General features: G+C 60.9%; 19 protein-coding genes and 1 other RNA gene. 7 read left to right on the forward strand and 13 right to left on the reverse strand.

All coding sequences use genetic code 11. The annotated features are described in order from the left end of the window. Positions 1–48 precede the first annotated feature (48 nt). The 6 genes from AC2A6O_RS22640 to AC2A6O_RS22665 form a co-directional block, all read right to left on the reverse strand. Entirely contained in the window at positions 49–894 is an 846-nt protein-coding gene (locus AC2A6O_RS22640) for an FkbM family methyltransferase (RefSeq protein WP_209000875.1), read from the reverse strand. A 12-nt stretch (positions 895–906) separates the two neighbouring features. Next, on the reverse strand, positions 907–2,733 hold the full coding sequence (gene sdhA / locus AC2A6O_RS22645) for a succinate dehydrogenase flavoprotein subunit (RefSeq protein ID WP_148582172.1): 1,827 nt from the start codon (positions 2,731–2,733) through the stop codon (positions 907–909). 5 nt (positions 2,734–2,738) lie between these two features. Beyond that, positions 2,739–3,122 (reverse strand): succinate dehydrogenase, hydrophobic membrane anchor protein, encoded by a 384-nt coding sequence (sdhD, locus tag AC2A6O_RS22650; protein WP_148582171.1) that lies wholly within the window; start codon positions 3,120–3,122, stop codon positions 2,739–2,741. Between the two features lie 10 nt (positions 3,123–3,132). Continuing rightward, positions 3,133–3,531, reverse strand: coding sequence for a succinate dehydrogenase, cytochrome b556 subunit (sdhC, locus tag AC2A6O_RS22655; protein ID WP_148582170.1), 399 nt, complete (start codon positions 3,529–3,531; stop codon positions 3,133–3,135). Between the two features lie 277 nt (positions 3,532–3,808). After that, a complete protein-coding gene (locus AC2A6O_RS22660) occupies positions 3,809–4,744 on the reverse strand; it encodes a glutaminase (protein WP_148582169.1) in 936 nt (311 codons plus the stop codon). 108 nt (positions 4,745–4,852) lie between these two features. Next, positions 4,853–5,551: a sulfate transporter family protein gene (locus tag AC2A6O_RS22665; protein WP_148582168.1), complete on the reverse strand. Its 699-nt coding sequence runs from the start codon at positions 5,549–5,551 to the stop codon at positions 4,853–4,855. Positions 5,552–5,733: 182 nt separating this feature from the next. Between AC2A6O_RS22665 and AC2A6O_RS22670 the strand changes: the two genes are divergently transcribed. Then, positions 5,734–6,480, forward strand: coding sequence for a class I SAM-dependent methyltransferase (locus AC2A6O_RS22670; protein ID WP_498930495.1), 747 nt, complete (start codon positions 5,734–5,736; stop codon positions 6,478–6,480). Between the two features lie 48 nt (positions 6,481–6,528). Here AC2A6O_RS22670 and recR read toward each other — a convergent pair whose 3' ends face one another. The 3 genes from recR to AC2A6O_RS22685 form a co-directional block, all read right to left on the reverse strand. Further along, positions 6,529–7,137: a recombination mediator RecR gene (gene recR / locus AC2A6O_RS22675; RefSeq protein WP_148582166.1), complete on the reverse strand. Its 609-nt coding sequence runs from the start codon at positions 7,135–7,137 to the stop codon at positions 6,529–6,531. A gap of 150 nt (positions 7,138–7,287) precedes the next feature. Continuing rightward, positions 7,288–7,608 (reverse strand): YbaB/EbfC family nucleoid-associated protein, encoded by a 321-nt coding sequence (locus AC2A6O_RS22680; protein ID WP_148582165.1) that lies wholly within the window; start codon positions 7,606–7,608, stop codon positions 7,288–7,290. Positions 7,609–7,695: 87 nt separating this feature from the next. Beyond that, positions 7,696–9,606 (reverse strand): DNA polymerase III subunit gamma/tau, encoded by a 1,911-nt coding sequence (locus AC2A6O_RS22685; protein WP_498930497.1) that lies wholly within the window; start codon positions 9,604–9,606, stop codon positions 7,696–7,698. A gap of 164 nt (positions 9,607–9,770) precedes the next feature. Here AC2A6O_RS22685 and AC2A6O_RS22690 point away from each other — a divergent pair, with 164 nt between their 5' ends. Continuing rightward, positions 9,771–10,133: a hypothetical protein gene (locus AC2A6O_RS22690; protein ID WP_148582163.1), complete on the forward strand. Its 363-nt coding sequence runs from the start codon at positions 9,771–9,773 to the stop codon at positions 10,131–10,133. Positions 10,134–10,137: 4 nt separating this feature from the next. Here AC2A6O_RS22690 and AC2A6O_RS22695 read toward each other — a convergent pair whose 3' ends face one another. The 3 genes from AC2A6O_RS22695 to ffs form a co-directional block, all read right to left on the reverse strand. Next, positions 10,138–10,536 carry a hypothetical protein gene (locus AC2A6O_RS22695; RefSeq protein WP_498930500.1) on the reverse strand — a complete coding sequence of 133 codons (399 nt, stop codon included), beginning with the start codon at positions 10,534–10,536 and terminating at the stop codon, positions 10,138–10,140. Further along, positions 10,523–10,783 carry a hypothetical protein gene (locus AC2A6O_RS22700; protein WP_498930502.1) on the reverse strand — a complete coding sequence of 87 codons (261 nt, stop codon included), beginning with the start codon at positions 10,781–10,783 and terminating at the stop codon, positions 10,523–10,525. The genes AC2A6O_RS22695 and AC2A6O_RS22700 overlap by 14 nt, the downstream gene beginning before the upstream one ends. Positions 10,784–10,918: 135 nt before the next feature. After that, positions 10,919–11,016, reverse strand: an RNA gene (gene ffs, locus AC2A6O_RS22705) — signal recognition particle sRNA small type. Between the two features lie 132 nt (positions 11,017–11,148). On the opposite strand from ffs, the gene AC2A6O_RS22710 reads away from it, so the two are divergent. The 5 genes from AC2A6O_RS22710 to AC2A6O_RS22730 all read left to right on the forward strand — a co-directional run bounded on the left by AC2A6O_RS22710 (position 11,149) and on the right by AC2A6O_RS22730 (position 15,999). Continuing rightward, positions 11,149–11,568 carry an HIT domain-containing protein gene (locus AC2A6O_RS22710; RefSeq protein WP_498930504.1) on the forward strand — a complete coding sequence of 140 codons (420 nt, stop codon included), beginning with the start codon at positions 11,149–11,151 and terminating at the stop codon, positions 11,566–11,568. Between the two features lie 175 nt (positions 11,569–11,743). Continuing rightward, positions 11,744–12,694 (forward strand): NAD(+) diphosphatase, encoded by a 951-nt coding sequence (gene nudC, locus AC2A6O_RS22715; RefSeq protein WP_498930506.1) that lies wholly within the window; start codon positions 11,744–11,746, stop codon positions 12,692–12,694. Beyond that, complete coding sequence (locus AC2A6O_RS22720; protein ID WP_498930508.1) at positions 12,694–13,272, forward strand: histidine phosphatase family protein; 579 nt, start codon at positions 12,694–12,696, stop codon at positions 13,270–13,272. Before nudC ends, AC2A6O_RS22720 begins: the two co-directional genes overlap by 1 nt. Before the next feature lie 66 nt (positions 13,273–13,338). Next, positions 13,339–14,553 carry a lytic murein transglycosylase gene (locus tag AC2A6O_RS22725; RefSeq protein ID WP_498930510.1) on the forward strand — a complete coding sequence of 405 codons (1,215 nt, stop codon included), beginning with the start codon at positions 13,339–13,341 and terminating at the stop codon, positions 14,551–14,553. A 180-nt stretch (positions 14,554–14,733) separates the two neighbouring features. Continuing rightward, on the forward strand, positions 14,734–15,999 hold the full coding sequence (locus AC2A6O_RS22730) for a SulP family inorganic anion transporter (RefSeq protein ID WP_498930512.1): 1,266 nt from the start codon (positions 14,734–14,736) through the stop codon (positions 15,997–15,999). Positions 16,000–16,207: 208 nt separating this feature from the next. Here AC2A6O_RS22730 and AC2A6O_RS22735 read toward each other — a convergent pair whose 3' ends face one another. After that, complete coding sequence (locus AC2A6O_RS22735; RefSeq protein ID WP_498930514.1) at positions 16,208–17,839, reverse strand: ABC transporter ATP-binding protein; 1,632 nt, start codon at positions 17,837–17,839, stop codon at positions 16,208–16,210. Between the last annotated feature and the right edge of the window lie 2 nt (positions 17,840–17,841).

Below are 17,841 nucleotides of genomic sequence, written 5' to 3' on the forward strand. Positions count from 1 at the left end.
TCCGCGTTGGGCCCTTGGGTTCGCGTCCAGGGCCAAATCGTCTTTCGCTCAGGCAGAGAGCTCAAAGACCATGTTGTCATTCGTCTGGCCGGTTACCTCGTAGCCGCGGTTTGCCAGTTCACTCAGGCAATCCTCGGTCCAGTAGGGCCGGCAATTGGTTTCAAGCAGGATCACGCGGGGCCAGAGGCTCCGGTCCGCGTGCCTCAGGAAAGGCAGGACCACGCGGTCCTCGAAGCCTTCCACGTCAACTTTCAGGACGTCGATCCGGGTGAGCGCCTGCTCCTCGGCGATGGCTGTCAGCGGACGAACCTTGACGAAGGTCGGTGTCCAGTCGCCGGCCCATTCGCCCGTGGTCAGGTCCTTCACAAAGGTGGCGAAGCCGCAATTGCTCGGTTCCTGCCAGAGCGGCAGCATATCGTCGCGCGGCCCAACGGCCGAGTTGACCACCGTGACGGTGTCGAGGTCGTTCGCACGCACGTTGAAACCAAGTTTCGTCGCCGTTTGCGGATTGGCCTCGATCGCGACAACCTGCGCGCCCAGACCTGCGGCAAAAATCGAATAGGAGCCAATGTTGGCACCGATATCGACAAACACCTTGTCCTTGCCCAGATGCGGCTCGATCAGCTTGTGCTCTTCCCGTTCCGGCAGGCGTCCCTTCGCCAGGATCTTGCGGTCGTCGTAGTTCTCGCCCGGATAGATCCGGAACTTCAGACCATCCGCTTCCATGTCGTAAGGACCCTTGAAGAACCGCGCCACCAGGGAGCGGATACGCCTGCGCAGGCCCTTGGACAGGTCATGCCGGTCGGCAAGACGCCAGGCAGCACGAACCATCCGTTCGGCGGGATAGGTGCCGAACGGACTTCTCGTGTCCAAAAGGGTTGCCGCCTGGCTCACCACATCGTCTCCTTAGTAGACGCGCGCTTTCGGCGCGATCTTCTTCGGATCGATACCACCCTCGTCCAGGGTGGTCAGCGGATCGACGACCACCGGACGGTAGTCCAGCTTGACCTTGCCGGCTTCGTCGACCCAGGCAAGCGTGTGCTTGCGCCAGTTCTCGTCGTCGCGGCCGGAGAACGGACCGTCCTTGTAGTCCTCGCGGGCATGGGCGCCGCGGCTTTCCTTGCGGGCTTCCGCGCCATAGACCGTGGTGATGGCGTTGGCCATCAGGTTTTCCAGCTCCAGCGTTTCCACCAGGTCGGAGTTCCAGATCAGCGAATGATCGGAGACCTTGATGTCCTTCAACTCGCCCCAGATATCGGTGAGGCGCTTGCAGCCCTGCTCCAGGGTTTCCTGGGTGCGGAAAACGGCTGCGTCTTCCTGCATGGCGCGCTGCATCTTGTCGCGCAGATCCGCGGTCGGGATCGAGCCGGAGGCGTTCCGCAGCTTGTCGAAACGGTCCATGATCTTTTCGCAGGACGCTTCGTTCGGTGTTGGCACGGCAGACTTGGGGTCAACGACCTCAGCCGCCTTGATCGCCGCCGCACGGCCGAAGACCACAAGGTCGATCAGGGAGTTGGAGCCGAGACGGTTGGCACCGTGAACCGATGCGCAGCCAGCTTCACCAACGGCCATCAGGCCTTCCTGGATGCGGTTCGGATTGTCGCCGTCCGCATTCAGCACTTCGCCCCAGTAGTTAGTCGGAATGCCGCCCATGTTGTAGTGAACGGTCGGCAGGACCGGGATCGGATCCTTGGTCACATCGACGCCGGCGAAGATGCGGGCACTTTCGGAAATGCCCGGCAGGCGTTCGGCCAGCATTGCAGGATCAAGGTGATCCAGGTGCAGGAAGATGTGGTCCTTGCTCTTGCCGACGCCGCGGCCTTCACGGATTTCCATGGTCATGCAGCGCGAGACCACGTCACGGGAGGCAAGGTCCTTGGCCGACGGTGCGTAGCGCTCCATGAAGCGCTCGCCTTCGGAGTTGACCAGATACCCGCCTTCGCCGCGGGCCCCTTCGGTGATCAGACAGCCGGAGCCGTAGATGCCGGTCGGGTGGAACTGAACGAATTCCATGTCCTGAAGCGGCAGGCCCGCACGGGCCACCATGCCGCCACCGTCACCGGTGCAGGTGTGGGCGGAGGTTGCCGAGAAGAAGGCACGGCCGTAACCGCCGGTCGCCAGAACCACCATCTTGGCGGCGAACCGATGCATGGTGCCGTCATCGAGGTTCCACGCGATCACGCCCTGGCAGACACCGTCTTCGGACATGATCAGGTCGAGTGCGAAATACTCGATGTAGAATTCTGCATTGTTGCGCAGGGACTGGCCGTAGAGCGTGTGCAGAATGGCGTGACCGGTCCGGTCGGCCGCCGCACAGGTGCGCTGCACGGGGGGGCCTTCGCCGTAGTTCTGCATGTGGCCGCCGAACGGACGCTGATAGATGCGGCCATCTTCCGTACGCGAGAACGGCACACCGTAGTGTTCCAGTTCGTAAACCGCCTTCGGAGCTTCACGGGCGAGATATTCCATGGCGTCGGTGTCGCCGAGCCAGTCGGACCCCTTCACCGTGTCGTACATGTGCCATTCCCAGCAGTCCGGCGTCATGTTCTTGAGCGACGCGGCAATGCCGCCCTGGGCAGCAACCGTGTGGGAGCGGGTCGGGAACACCTTGGTGATACAGGCCGTTCTCAGGCCCTGCTCGGCCATGCCGAGCGTTGCCCGCAGGCCCGCGCCACCGGCGCCGACGACAACCACATCATAGGTGTGGTCGACAAATTCATACGTCTTGGCCATTCGGGTCAGCCTCCAAAGCCAATCTTGAGAACTGCGAAGACGCAGCCGAAACCGATAAAGGCACAGAAGAAGGTGTTCGCCATCAACGTGAGGAACTTGAGACCTTCGCCATGCACATAGTCTTCAATGATCACCTGCATGCCGAGCTTCATGTGATAGACGCCGGACAGGATAACCAGGAGCAGGATGATTGAAATAAGTGGGTTCCTGAGGGTGTCGACCACATCGCCGTGGGACGAGCCTTGCATTGCGATCACGAGGATCACGAAGAACGAGATCAGGAACACGTTGGCGACAGCGGTGAGACGCTGTTTCCAGAAGTGATCCGTCCCCTCCTTGGCAGAACCCAGGCCGCGAACCTTGTTCAGGGGTGTGCGCATATCCGTCATGACACTCTCCTTAGCTAACTGCGTAGCCGATGATCCAGAGGATCACCGTCAGGGCAACGGAACCGATGATGGTCGCTTTCGCGAACCACTCGCGCGCTTCCTTGCCGAAGCCCGCGCCCATGTCCCAGACGAAGTGACGCAGGCCGCCGAGCATGTGATGCACGAGCGCCCAGGTGAAGCCGAACAGGATCAGACGGCCGATGATCGAGCCGTAGATGCCGTTGACGAAATCGAAGTAGCTGGGGCCCGCCGCAGCGGCGATGAGCCACCAGGCCAGCAGGACAGTGCCGAAATAAAGCGCCGCGCCAGTGATGCGGTGCACGATCGACATGACCATCGTCAGAATGGGCTTGTAAATCTGAAGATGGGGCGACAGCGGGCGGTTGCCCCGCAGATCGGCGTTCGACATGGAATTCCTCTCCCGTACGACGCTAGAGCGAAATGCGCTTAAGATGACCCGTTCGAACCTGTTTCCGCCCCCGGACGAACCGGCGCGGCCGCATGGCCAAACGACCCAACCTCAACTCACCTCACCCCAGTTTACGTTTACGCAAACGTAAGCAAATCAAAGCGTTGCCTAGATGCGTAATAGCGCCAACGCTTCAAAAGGTCAAAACATCCTATAGGCCTAATTGACCCGAAACTACTTCTATATCGTTTAAATCCATCCCGTGTCGGAACGTGACCTAACCGTGAGCGCCTTCGCCGCCATGGGGAACACCGAACACCGACCAGCCGGTTTTTCGCGCGAAATGCTCCATCGCCTCTGTGCCGAGCTTGGAATTGCCATAGGGGTTGAGCCCCGGTGACCAGACGGCGATGGACGCCCGGCTGGGAGAAATCACGAGGATGCCACCGCCAACACCGCTTTTGCCCGGCATGCCGACACGAAAGGCAAAATCACCCGAGCCGTCATAATGGCCGCAGGTCATCATGAGGGCGTTGATCCGCCGGCGCCGCTCGATCGAAACAAGGCTCGGCACGCCAGGCGCATCCACCAGAAAGCGGCCGGCAAGCGCAAGCTGCCGGCAGGACATTTCGATGGCACACTGATGACAGTAAGTACCGAGCACCTTTTCGACGGAGGCCTGCAGGTTGCCGCAGGAGGCCAGGTAATGCGCGAGCGAGAAATTCCGGTGACCGGTGGCAAGCTCCGATTTGGCGACTTTCTCGTTCATGTGAATGCTGTCGTCGTCGCAGGCCGCGCGGATGAACCGCAGCAGCTCTCCCAACGCTTCGCGCGGCGTGGATCCGGCAAGATAGGTATCCGTCGTTACCAGTGCGCCGGCATTGATGAAGGGGTTGCGCGGAATCCCCTGCTCGCGCTCCAGAAGCAGGATCGAATCGAAGGACAGCCCGGACGGCTCGCGGCCAACGCGGCGCCAAAGCTGGTCCCCCACGCGGCCAAGCGCCAGGGCCAGGGCAAAAATCTTGGAAACCGACTGGATGGAAAACGGAACATCGGCGTCGCCGGCGGTAAACACCCTGCCGTCTGTCAGCGCGATGGCCATGCCGAACTGGGCGGGATCGATCCCCGCCAATTCGGGAATATAGGTCGCAACGTTACCCTTTTCGGGGTTGGCCGCAGCCGCCTCCGCGATTTCCGTCAGCAATTCCTGCATGGGCTCCTCCACTTCGGAGGGGCACTTGGTCAGATCAGACCGCGCAATGCAAGTGTCTGGGTGCGTGCGACAACGAAACGTCGGCCTGTGGGAAGCCTTTACGTGAACCTAGAGGGTATCGTTCCGCCGTGCGGATGCGGGCATCGACGCGCGGGCAGCCAGCAGCTTGTAGAGATGCAGCATGAAGATGGTAGCGAAGATCGGCGTCACCAAATTGAGGATCGGCACCGCAAGCAGGCCCGCGATGACCAGTCCGCCCAGAAATACGGTTCCTCCGCGCGCCTTGCGGAACGCCTTTGCCTCGGCCGCCGGAAGAAAGCGCATGGCCGCGAACTCGAAGAATTCCCGTCCAAGCAGATAACCGTTCACAATGAAGAAGGCGACCAGGTTGACGCCGGGAACAAGCAGCAAGACCAGCGCAAACAGGTTGCCCAGGATGACAACGCCGGTGAACTTGATGGTCTGCATGATCGACTGGGACAGCGGCAGAGCTCTGCCGGGCCGGTCGCCCGGGTAGTCTTTCCGGTCGACGATGTCGGCGATCTCGTCCTGAAACAGGCCAGCGAACAGCGCTGAAATCGGCGCGATCAGAAAACCGAGTACAAAAATCGCACCAATGCCCGTCAACACGGATAACGCCGTGTCCATCCAGGCATAGGGAAGTGCAACGAAGGCGGCGATGACGCCCTGCAGGGCGATCCAGATGACCACCAGCACGCCAAGTGTAAAGCCAAGCATCTTCCAGAAAATTGCCCGGAACGGCGGTTCGAACACCTCGGACATGGCGCGGGAGGCAGCTTGGAACATGACACCTTCAAATTTTTCGTGAACGACTGCGCTGACATAAGTGCGGTGCCCGCCATGTGCAAGCCTGCGCGAGCGTACAGCCGAGAAACTAAACTTAATGTTGTGGACTCGTATATCTGAAACTAGAATTTGTGAAATGGCGTTTTCCGTCGGCCCCTCACTCCACCACTCCGGACAGTTCGATGCTGCATCTTCACTTCAACCCCGACACCGATGTCAGCAAGGTTCTGGCACCCGATGCCCTCGACATGTTCCAGTTCGAGTGGAAGATTTATCAAAAGCTCGTTCGCGCCAACGAGATGCACCACCGGGAAATCGGCCAGCTGTTGCGCGAAGAGATCGGCAGGCGTTTCGACAGGCCCTTTGCCTTTCTGGATCTGGCGTGCGGCGACGCCAGCCTTGCGCATATGGTTCTGGAGGGCAGCAAGGTTGCCAATTACGAGGGCCTCGACCTGTCACGACCGGCGCTGCAAGCTGCCGCCAAGGTGATGAAAGATGTGCCCTATGACGTGGAACTTGCCGAAGAGGATATGGTCGAAGGCATCCTGAGACGCCCGGCCAGCGCCAACTTCATCTGGTGCGGCTATTCCATCCATCATCTTCAGCGCGCGCAGAAACAGGAAATGCTGACGGCGATCCGGGGCGCCCTCAAGCCGGGCGGCGTCTTCGTCTGCGCGGAACTTGTGTGTCTGGCCGGCGAAGACCGGGCAAACTACACACATCGCTGGCAGACAGAACTGCGCCACCGGCTCCGCTCCCTGACCGACGCCGAATACGACCACCTCTGGCAGCACATCAGCGCGCACGATTTTCCCGAAGCCCCGGAGGACTGGGTGGCGATGGGCAAGGCGGCCGGCTTTTCCTCAAGCCGGGAGATCTACCGGTTCCCCGGCGATCTGTTTTGCGCAGCGTTTTTATTTGAGAAGTAGGGTCGTCAGCTTCTTCGGTGCGCCGGGCGTCCGGCCTCAAGGGGCTTTCTAGAACCGCGTTCGGGCGCGCAGTGCCTGTGCCAGCGTCCCCTCGTCCAGATAGTCAAGCTCGCCGCCGACCGGCACGCCATGGGCCAGCCGTGTGACATTGACCTCAAGGTGAGACAACTGGTCCATGATGTAGTGAGCCGTGGTCTGCCCTTCGACAGTGGCGTTGATCGCCAGAATGACTTCCGTAAAGCCTTCCGATCCGCAGCGGTCGATCAGCGATGCAAGATTGAGGTCGTCCGGACCGATACCATCGAGAGGCGACAGGTTGCCGCCAAGAACGTGGTAGCGGGCATTGACCGCGCCGGCGCGTTCCAGGGCCCACAGATCGGCAACATCCTCGACCACCACCAGAACGCTCTGGTCGCGCTTGGGATCTGAACAGATCGTGCAGGGGTCGGAAGTATCGACCGTGCCACAGGTGGAACAGATGCCGATTTCCCGAACCGCGATACCCATGGCCTCGGCCAGTGGCACCAGCAGCTGATCCTTTTTCTTGATCAGGTGCAATGCGGCGCGGCGCGCAGACCGGGGCCCGAGCCCAGGCAACTTTGCCAGGAGCTGGATCAGCCGTTCGATTTCCGGTCCTGCCACACTTTTCTGCGCCATGGTTTTCTCTTCACCGCACGTTCCGACCACCTGAAAGATCTGCCACGTCAAACCGGCCACCCCGCGCCCCTGGTTTCCAAGACGCGGTCAAAGGGCTGGATTACGTGGCACAGCGCACGGCCTTCACGGTCCCGCGCCCTTCAGCCGGTATCAGAACGGCAATTTCATGCCGGGGGGCAGGCCGAGGCCACCCATCAATTCCTGGGTCTTTTCCTGAATGGCCTGCTCGACCTTGGCACGGGCTTCGGTATGAGCGGCAATCAGCAGATCCTCAAGGATCTCCTTTTCCTCTTCCTTCAGAAGAGACGGATCGATCGACAGCGATTTCAGATCGCTCTTGCCGTTCAGGCGTACGGTAACCAGACCGCCGCCGGCCGAACCTTCGGCCTCGATCTCAACGATCTGCTCCTGCAGCGAGCCCATCTGCTCCTGCATTTGCTTGGCCTGTTTCATCATCTTGAGGAAATCCATGGATTCTCCTTCCAAACCCTCACGTGGTGCGGATCTCCGCGACCTTACCTATCTGGGAACTGCATTTAGAAGAACAAGAAGCGCGGATCAATCGTCTTCGTCATCGCCGAGCGCTTCGCTTAGCAGCGGATCGCTGACCATCGGATCGGCCAGAGCAGCGTCGTCTTCCTCGGTCACCTGAACCTTGACGTCGACCACGCGAGCTCCCGGGAACTGGGACAGCAGGGCGGCAACGGTTGGGTGCGACTTCGCATCGGACAGAAGCTGCTGCTGGTTGGCCTCCTGTTCCTCATGAATAGTGGGCCGGCCCTGATTGCGTGACACCACGACGAACCAGCGCTGCCCGGTCCATTCGGTCAGTTTGCGGCCGAATTCGCCGGCAATATCGGCCGGCGCATCGTCTGTCGGCTGGATCTCGATCTTGCCGGGCTCGAATTTCACCAGCCGCATGAGACGCTGGATTTTCACCTTGAACGGAATGTCGCCCTTCTCGGAAGCAAGGGCGGCGCAATCGTAAAGCGTCTTCAGATTGTACGCGGGCTGAGCCTGCGGTTCGGGCGCGGCTTGCGGCGTTACCTGAGGCGCCGGCTTGCCGCCCTGAATGGCCGAGAGCTGCGGGCGGGCGCTTGCCTGCATGGTCGGGCCACCGCCGGTATTGCCGGAAGTGTAATTCATGCCGACCGCCATTGCGGACGGACCGCCGCCGCCGCCACCGGCGTGAGCACCACCACCGGACGGCCCAGCGCCGCCAAACGGGTTCTGGCCGTTCTTGATCTGCGCCATCAGGTCGCCCGGGTCCGGCAGGTCCGCGGCGTAGGCGAGGCGCACCAGCACCATATCCGCCGCCGCCAGAGGCTTGGACGCAGCCTGGACTTCCTGAACACCCTTCAGCAGGATCTGCCAGGCACGGGACAGAAGCCGCACGGAGATCTGCTCGGCAAACTCGCGTCCACGCGCCCGCTCGGCCTCGGTAACGGACGCTTCGTCCGCCGATTTCGGCGCAACCTTCATACGGGTGACAAGGTGGGTGAAGTCCGCCAGGTCGGTCAGTACAATGGCCGGGTCCGCGCCGACTTCATATTGCGCCTGCAACTCGCCCAGCGCCTCTTCGATACGGCCGGCCATGATGTAGCCGAAGAGGTCGATCACCCGGGCGCGATCCGCAAGACCGAGCATCTGGCGCAGATCTTCCGCCTCGATGGCACCGGCCCCATGGGCCATGGCCTGGTCTAGCAGGGACAGAGAATCACGCGCAGACCCCTCGCCCGCACGGGCAATCAGCATCAGGGCTTCGTCGGAAATCTGGATGCCCTCGGCATCGGAAATCCGGCGCAGCAGGCCGATCAGCTTGGACTGGTCGATCCGGCGCAGGTCAAACCGCTGGCACCGCGACAGGACGGTGATCGGCACCTTGCGGATTTCCGTCGTCGCGAAGATGAATTTCACATGTTCCGGCGGCTCTTCCAGCGTTTTCAGCAACCCGTTGAAAGCGGCGTTCGAGAGCATGTGCACTTCGTCGATGATGTAGACCTTGTAGCGCGCCGTTGCCGGGCGATAGCGGGCCGCATCGATGATCTCGCGAATATCGTTGATGCCGGTATGGGAGGCGGCGTCCATCTCGATGACGTCGACATGGCGGCCTTCCATGATGGCCTTGCAGTGCGTGCCTTCCTGGGTCAGCTTCACCGTCGGCTTGTCGGCGACACCCGGCACTTCGTAGTTCAGGCCACGGGCGAGAATACGGGCGGTGGTGGTCTTGCCGACACCACGCACACCGGTCAGCATCCAGGCCTGCGCGATCCGCCCGGTTTCAAACGCGTTTTCCAGCGTCTGCACCATCGGCTCCTGGCCAACCAGATCTTCAAAGGTCTTCGGCCGGTACTTGCGCGCAAGAACACGGTAGGCGCCATCGTCGGCCGCCGGTTTCACCGCGCCCTGATCCGCCATCAGTCCCGGCGTCTGTCCGCCGCCATTTTCTGAAAAGCCTGTCTCGTCCATGAGCCGCACCATAACCATTTTTTCAAAAAGTGGGACGGGCTTTTGAAAGTTTTTGTGTGTTGTCCGGCAACTGATCGCACCGCCCGTGGGGAACCTTTTGCCCAACCCTCGCGTTGAGTACCTGCCGGCCGTGATTTCCTGCCGGGTTTCACCCGGGAGCCGATATGTCTGGAAAACTCGCGAACGACCTCTTCACCCTGTGGTTTCAAGCGCCTGTCGTCATCGCGTTGCGTTGCCAGGACTGGGCGACCAGCCTGCAGTCCGGGACGTCAAACTCCAATCCGGAGTTGCTGCGGATGGTGAGTGAAAAACTCGACGCAGCCACGGAAAGCACGCTTGCGCTGAACATGGCGATGATGCGTCATGGAATGACATCCGCTCGCCACTTCTGGCTGGGCCCATATTTTCCATTTTCCCTACGCCAGTTTTCCGCAAGTCTGGGTCAATCGACCGCGGCCGAGGGCCTGGGGCCCTACGCCAAGCGCGTGCGTGCCAACGCCAAGCGCCTTGGCAGAAAGCGAAGCTAAGTGTTTAGTCCCGGTATCTGTCCGGCAAGAGAAACCCTTCCCGTGCGCCTTTTGATGCGAGCCGTGCATCCGAATACCATGTCCCCATCAGCTCCCGCGAGCTGAGGTCGGGGTTCTTCGCCAGAAACTCCTCAAAGGTTTCATGCGGCGTCTCGGCCATGCGTTCCGACAAGATGCCGAGGAAGGCCAAGGTGATGGTCGTGTTGAATTTCTCCGGAACGCCAGCGCGCGCGACGAGACCGCGCAGCGCCTTGCCGTATCGACTGGCTGCATCGAGAAATGCGTCCTGCTGCAGCATCCGGCAGGCAACGCCGATGTGGTCCACATGGCTGAAGTCCTTCGGGTCCAGGTGCCCCGCCTCAAAGCGATCGGAAAGTTCCGCGTAGTCCCTAAGCTCCGGCATCCCCTTCATCCTTCAGTTTGTGGCTGTCGACCGCGCTCAGATCCAGATCGTAGACGCTCTTGAGCTGGCGGATCTTGTCCAGCGTTTCTTCCGAAAAAGGTGGCTTGTTCTCGAAGGCATGCAGCGCCATGCCCTCGATCAGATCGCCGAGGCTGATATCCAGATGCTCGGCCAGGCCCTTGAGAACCTTGAGCAGCCGCTTTTCCAGACGCACACCGGTCTGAACGCGTTCGATTGATTTTTGCATGATGTTATGTTGGTACCAATGTACCTCTCTTGTCAACGCCGAGGTTCGACAAGCAGCGTAGCCAACCCGAAAAACAAAAAAAGCACCGCGGCGAACCGGCGGTGCTTTTTGGCAAAGCTTGAAGCTTTGAATAGGGTGGGAGGCTGGCACGATGACCCGTGCCGAGGCTCGTTAGGGCTGCTTCCTTCCGGACCTGACCCGGTTGGCGAGTGGCTCGTCCACCACCAACCTCCCGAGGGCCTTATATCAGAAGGATGATGGGGTTTGGCAAGAGGGAAACACGGTTTTTTGTTCGCCGGGAAATCACACTCCCAAACCCGGCACGAAGCGTGTAGCCTTCGGGAAATTCTGTCCGGAGTCGTTTCATGTCATCCTTTTCCCTTAATCCGCGTCTTGAAGGCGACAGTTACTTCGTCACCGATCTGACGCTGTGCACTGTCCGTCTGCTGAAAGATGCCAATTATCCCTGGTTGATGCTTGTTCCGCGCAAATCGGATCTCGTCGAGATCATCGACCTGGAAGAAGCGGACCAGATGCAGTTGATGCGTGAAATCGCCCTGGCCAGCCAGGCGCTGCGTGAGGTCACCGATTGCGAAAAGCTCAATGTCGGCGCTCTCGGAAACCAGGTGTCGCAACTGCATGTTCATGTGATTGCCCGGTACCGGGAAGATGCCGCCTGGCCAGGCCCGGTCTGGGGCGCCGCGCCAGCGCAGGCATATTCCCACGACAAGGTGGAATCCCTGATCGAAAAGCTGCGGGATGCCCTTACAGGTGACGAGGATTGATTTCCGTTGCCACCGCGCGCTCTTGCCCCTCCTGTTTGGTTTGACTTCAGGTGCACCCGACAGCAGACGCAACAGGCAGCAATCGCGGGAAGCGGTTTCTCTGCGCCTCAAAATGCATTAGGTGAAGATCCACCGTCTTTCGAACTCGCTCCCCTTCTCTTCCAAGGACTTTGACATGCTCGCCACATCTGCCGGTTCCCTGGCCATGGAAATGAGCTTCCTCGGCAATACACTCGACCGGCAATCGACACGGCGTGGCGACACCGCTTACCTGACCGCACTTCTGGAAAAGCCGGACACACGGATCGTGCTGTCGACGGATCGGACGCTGGTCTTCAAGGCAGGTGAGAGTCTTTCTGTCGGACACCGACTGGAGGACGCCCTGTCGCTTGGCGCCGTACGGGAAGAGTTGATCTTCCTCGGTCTGCGCCCGGAAAACGGAGAGGCGCTGTTTGCAGCTGCCCTGCCGGCAACGGACGAAGACCTAGCGGAGCGCACCGACCTTCAACTCATCGACTTGCGAACCCTTACCCTGGAGAATGCCTTCGCCCCGCAGGACACGGGTGCGCTTGCGCAGGCACGTGCCTTGATCCACTGGCACCGCACCCACCAGTTCTGTTCGCGCTGCGGCGAAAAGAGCCGGCTGGCCGAAGCCGGATACCGGCGTGATTGCCCGTCCTGCGGCGGACAGCATTTTCCGCGCACGGACCCCTGTGTGATCATGCTGATTACCGACGAGAGCGGCGACAAGGCCCTGCTGGGCCGCCCGGCCCGGCTCGCGGAGGGCATTTACACCACTCTTGCCGGCTTCATGGAGCCGGGTGAAACCATCGAACAGGCCGTGCGGCGCGAGACGCTGGAAGAAAGCGGCATTGTGGTTGGCGATGTTCGTCTGCTTGCCAACCAGCCCTGGCCCTTTCCGGCCAATCTGATGCTCGGCTGCATTGGCAAGGCGACGTCCTTCGAGATCGCCATCGAAGACGACGAGCTGGAAGCCTGCAAATGGTGCGACCGGGAGGAAGTGCGGCAAATGGTGGCCGGCACGCATCCGGAAGGCCACAAGATACCGCCTTCGATCTCCATCGCCTTTGAACTGATCAAGGGCTGGCTCGACGGAACGCTCTGATGACCTGGTGCGCCTATCTGACCCATCCGGAGGTTCTCATCGATCCGGATATCCCCGTCCCGGAGTGGGGCCTGTCGGAGACGGGACGCGAGCGGGCGGCGAAAGCTGCCTTCCTGCCCTTTGCCAAAGACATCCGCCAGGTGATTTCCAGCACGGAAAGGAAGGCGCTCGAAACCGCTCAGGTCTTTGCCGGCCGCATGGGCGTCTTCCAGCGGGCGCTGCCTTTCCTGCATGAGAACGATCGCAGCGCAACAGGCTTTCTGCCTCCGGAAGAGTTCGAGCAGACCGCCGATCTTTTCTTTGCCGATCCATACATATCGGTGCGCGGCTGGGAGCGGGCGATCGATGCGCAGGACCGGATCGTCAACGGCGTCAGAAGCGCCCTGCGCCACGTTGGGGAAGAAGACCCGGTCCTGTTCGTCGGTCATGGCGCTGTCGGCACGCTGCTGATGTGCCATCTCATGGCCACACCGATTTCCCGGCATCACGACCAGAGACGCGGTGGTAGCTGGTACCGGTTCGAAAAGTCCTGGCTCATGACCCAGGCCGGGCGCAATTTGGCTTGGACAGACCTTTAAGCACGGTCGGACGCAGACCTGGAACATGTTAGGCTGCACGGACCATTCTTGATCCGGGAGCCTCATGTGATCTGCCGCCTGCCGAAGCTTGTTCTTGCGACCCTGACCTGTCTTGCCGCTGCCATGCTGCCCGCACGGGCCGGTCAATACGACGCCCAGTTCCGTCAGTTCCTGTCGTCTGACATCATCCCGGCGGCACGCCAACAGGGCATTTCCCAGGTGACACTGGACCGGGAACTGAAAGGCTTGACCCCCGACACTTCCCTGCCCGGTCTGGTCGGGCCCGGGGGCAAGGGCAAGCCGCCCAAGATCAACTTCCAGGCCGAATTCAGTTCTCCCAGCCGCTACTTCCGGGACAGCCAGTTCAACGCCCTTGTGCCGCGCGGGCGGTCACTGATGAAAAAACATGCGGCCGTTCTGTCGCGGATCGAAGCGAAATACGGCGTGCCCAGCCGGATCATCCTGGCGATCTGGGCAAGGGAATCGGGCTACGGCGGCGCAAAGATTCCTTACGACGCCATCCGCGTCCTGGCGACACAGGCGTTCATGGGGCAGAGGCCGGACTTCTTCAAAGGAGAGCTGATCGCCGGACTGAAGATCCTTCAAAATGGCGACGTATCCAGGAAAGGCATGAAAAGCTCCTGGGGTGGCGCCATGGGGCAACCGCAATTCCTGCCGTCCTCCTTCTGGAAATACGCTGTCGATTTCGACGGCGACGGCAAGCGCAACATCTGGACCTCCGACGTCGACACCATGGCCTCCATCGCCCATTACCTTTCGGCCCATGGCTGGGTGTCCGGCCGGGACTGGGGCTATGAGGTGTTCCTGCCCGACAACGTTTCATGTACGCGGGAGGGGCCGGACAACCGCCAGAAGATTTCCGACTTCGTGCGCGAGGGCATCAAACGTGTCAGCGGCAAACCCTTTCCGGCGAATGAAATCAACCAGCCAGGCAACATCCTGTTGCCCGCGGGCCGGTATGGCCCGGCCTTCATTGCCACGGAAAATTTCTATGTCATCAAGGACTACAACGAGAGCGACACCTACGCGCTCTTCGTCGGTCACCTGGCAGACCGCTATGGCAACAACAACGGCTTCGTCGGCAACTGGAAACCGATGAAGGAAACCACCCGGGGCGCTGTGCGGAACCTTCAGCAGAGACTTGAAGGCCTTGGGCATGATGTCGGTGGCGCCGATGGCCTGATCGGCTTCAAGACCCGCCGATCAATCGGCAAGGATCAGGAGAAGAACGGCTTCTTCGCAACATGCTGGGTCGGATAGAAAGCGCGACTTACACCCTTAAAGGTTGTGCTTGGAACCCGCTGTGAACGCAGCCCTTTCCGCTTTGAACCCGGCGTGACCAAGCGCCGCGGCGCATCGGTTTCAACAAACAGTTGATTTTATGCGTGCACTGCGAAAGACTGTGCGCACATCCTTCCTCAGTATTACTCTGGTGCCTTCATGCGGCTCCCCAAGATCGTTACCACCTTGCAGGAATATTCCCTGCCGCTTTTCCGTGCCGACCTTGTCGCCGGGATAACCGTTGCCATGGTCGCCTTGCCGCTCAGCCTGGCAATCGCCATCGCGTCAGGCGCCGATCCGGCCAAAGGCCTGGTGACAGCGATCGTCGGCGGTTTCTTCATCTCGCTTCTGGGCGGCAGCCGCGTACAGATCGGTGGGCCGACCGGTGCGTTCATCGTGGTGGTCTACGGTGTCATAGCCGACCACGGATATGACGGGCTGGTTCTGGCCACCTTCATGGCCGGGATACTGCTTCTGATCGGCGGATATTTCCGGATCGGCAGATTGATCCGCTATGTGCCGGAGGCCGTGGTCAACGGGTTTACCATCGGCATCGCAGTCATCATTGCCTCCAGCCAGATCAAGGATTTTTTCGGCCTTCAGATCTCGGAGGTTCCCGCGGACTTTCTGGAAAAGCTTCCCGTCCTGTGGGAAGCGCGGGATACCGCGTCTCTTGCAGCCAGCGTCCTTGCCCTGGTCACGCTTGTCCTGATCGTTGCCCTGCGCCGGCTGGCCCCCGCCTTTCCGGGACTGATCGTTGCCGTGTCCGCAGCGTCGCTGGTTGCGGTCCTGGCCACCCTGCCGGTGGAAACCATTGCCTCGCGCTTCGGTGCCCTGCCCAACACGCTGCCATTTCCGGAGCTGCCGAGCGTCACGATCGCACGAGTGGTGGAACTGTTTCCCTCCGCCATCGTGATTGCCTTTCTGGCCGGGGTGGAATCGCTTCTGTCAGCGATGGTTGCCGACAGAATGATCGAGGGCAGCCACCGCCCCAATGCCGAAATGCTGGCTCAGGGAACGGCAAACATCGCCTCTTCCCTCTTCGGCGGCCTGCCCGCCACGGGCGCCATTGCGCGCACGGCCACCAACGTGCGGGCCGGCGGCAAAACACCCGTTTCCGGTCTGGTGCACGCATTCACCATCTTGCTGGTCATGCTGGTTGCCGCGCCTCTGGCCGGGTATCTGGCCTTGCCAGCCATGGCGGCCCTGCTGGTTCTGACCGCTTGGGGCATGAGCGAACCGCACAAGTGGAAATCCTATCTGAGCGCGCCGATGGCGGACCGGCTGCTGCTGCTGACCACCTTGATCCTCACGGTTCTGATCGATCTGACCGTTGCTATCGGCGTCGGTGTTTCCATCGGTCTTGCTCTCAAACTGCGAGAACGCAAGAAGCAGCCCGACGACTGGTCGATGCCCGAGCGCTGACCCGGTTCAATCCTGATTTTCTGGATGGCATGCGCCTGTTTGCAGGGCTTGCCTGCGTGTTTTCTGATGATCGGGACAGTGGACGGGAACAACAGCAAGGCAAAAGACAGGTCGTATCGACGGCGGCCCGAGAGGACGCTCCGGGCCTCGTCGCGCCGTTCGAAGGGGCGGTGCGCATTGCCCACCGCCGTCAATCAGGTGGGGCACATCAGGCGCTCACCACGCCTTCCGGTGCCGCTTCCAGGCGGAAGGCAGCAGCCATCAGGGCCTTGGTATAATCCGTTTTCGGCGCATCGAAGATCTGTTCGGATGAACCCTGCTCCACCACCTTGCCCTGACGCATCACGATGACCTCGTTGGCCAGCGCCCGAACAACCTTCAAGTCGTGGGAAATGAAGAGGTAGGCAAGGCCATGCGCTTTCTGGAGATCCCGCAATAGATCGACCACCTGGGCCTGAACGCTCATGTCGAGGGCCGACGTCGGTTCGTCCAGCATCACGAATTTCGGCTCCAGAACCATGGCCCGGGCGATGGAGATGCGCTGACGCTGACCGCCGGAGAATTCATGCGGGTAGCGATGACGGGTGGACGCATCGAGTCCGACTTCCTCCAGCGCCTTGGCCACCTTGCGGTCGCGCTCCTCGGAGGAGATGCCGGGAAAATGCACCTGCAGGCCTTCGCCGACGATGTCGGCCACCGACATGCGCGGGCTCAACGCCCCGAAGGGGTCCTGAAAGACAATCTGCATGTCCCGGCGCAGCGGCCGCATTTCCTTCCAGGAATTCTTCTGGATTTCCGAACCATTGAAGGAAATCCGGCCGGTGGAGGAAATCATGCGCAGGATCGCGAGGCCGAGTGTTGTCTTGCCCGATCCGCTTTCTCCCACGATCCCGAGGGTCTGCCCCTGCCGCACTTCCACGTCGATGCCGTCGACCGCCTTGATGTGGTCGACGGTCTTGCGCAGGAAGCCGCGCTTGACCGGGAACCACACCTTCAGGTCGTCGGCCTGTACCACAATCGGCTTGCTCTTGTCGGTCGCCGGCGGCTCGCCCTTCGGTTCCGCCGTGAGAAGATGTTTGGTGTAGGCGTGCTGCGGCCGGTCGAAGATATCGGCAACAGGCCCCTGTTCAACGATCTTGCCCTTGGTCATCACGCAGACCCGGTCGGCGAACTTGCGCACGATGCCCAGATCATGGGTGATGAACAGCATCGCCATGCCGTGCCGGCTTTGCAGATCCTTCAGGAGTTCCAGAATCTGCGCCTGAACCGTGACGTCGAGGGCCGTCGTCGGCTCGTCAGCAATCAACAGCTCCGGCTCGTTGGCCAGCGACATGGCGATCATCACGCGCTGGCGCTGACCGCCGGAGAGCTGGTGCGGATAGGAGTTGAGGCGTTTTTCCGGCTCGCGGATGCCCACCTGGTTGAGCAGTTCAAGCACGCGCCCACGCGCTTTGGTGTCGCTCATGCCCCGGTGGATCTTCAGGATTTCCGAAACCTGCTTTTCCACTGAATGCAGCGGATTGAGCGAGGTCATGGGCTCCTGGAAAATCATGGAGATGCCGTTGCCGCGCACCTTGCGCAGTTCGGCTTCCTTGACCGCCAGAAGGTCCTGACCGTTCATCAGGATGCGGCCGGAGGGGTGTGAGGCGGCAGGATAGGGCAGAAGGCGCAGGACCGACTGGGCGGTCACCGACTTGCCGGAGCCGCTTTCGCCCACCAGCGCGACCGTTTCTCCCTTCTTGATATCGAAGGTGACCCGGTCGACGGCAAGGTTCTTCCGGCCGCCCTGCGAAAAGGCGACGGACAGGTCTTCGACGGAGAGGAGCGTGTCTTTTGTCATGT

This window comes from Labrenzia sp. ATLA3 (genome assembly GCF_057180185.1).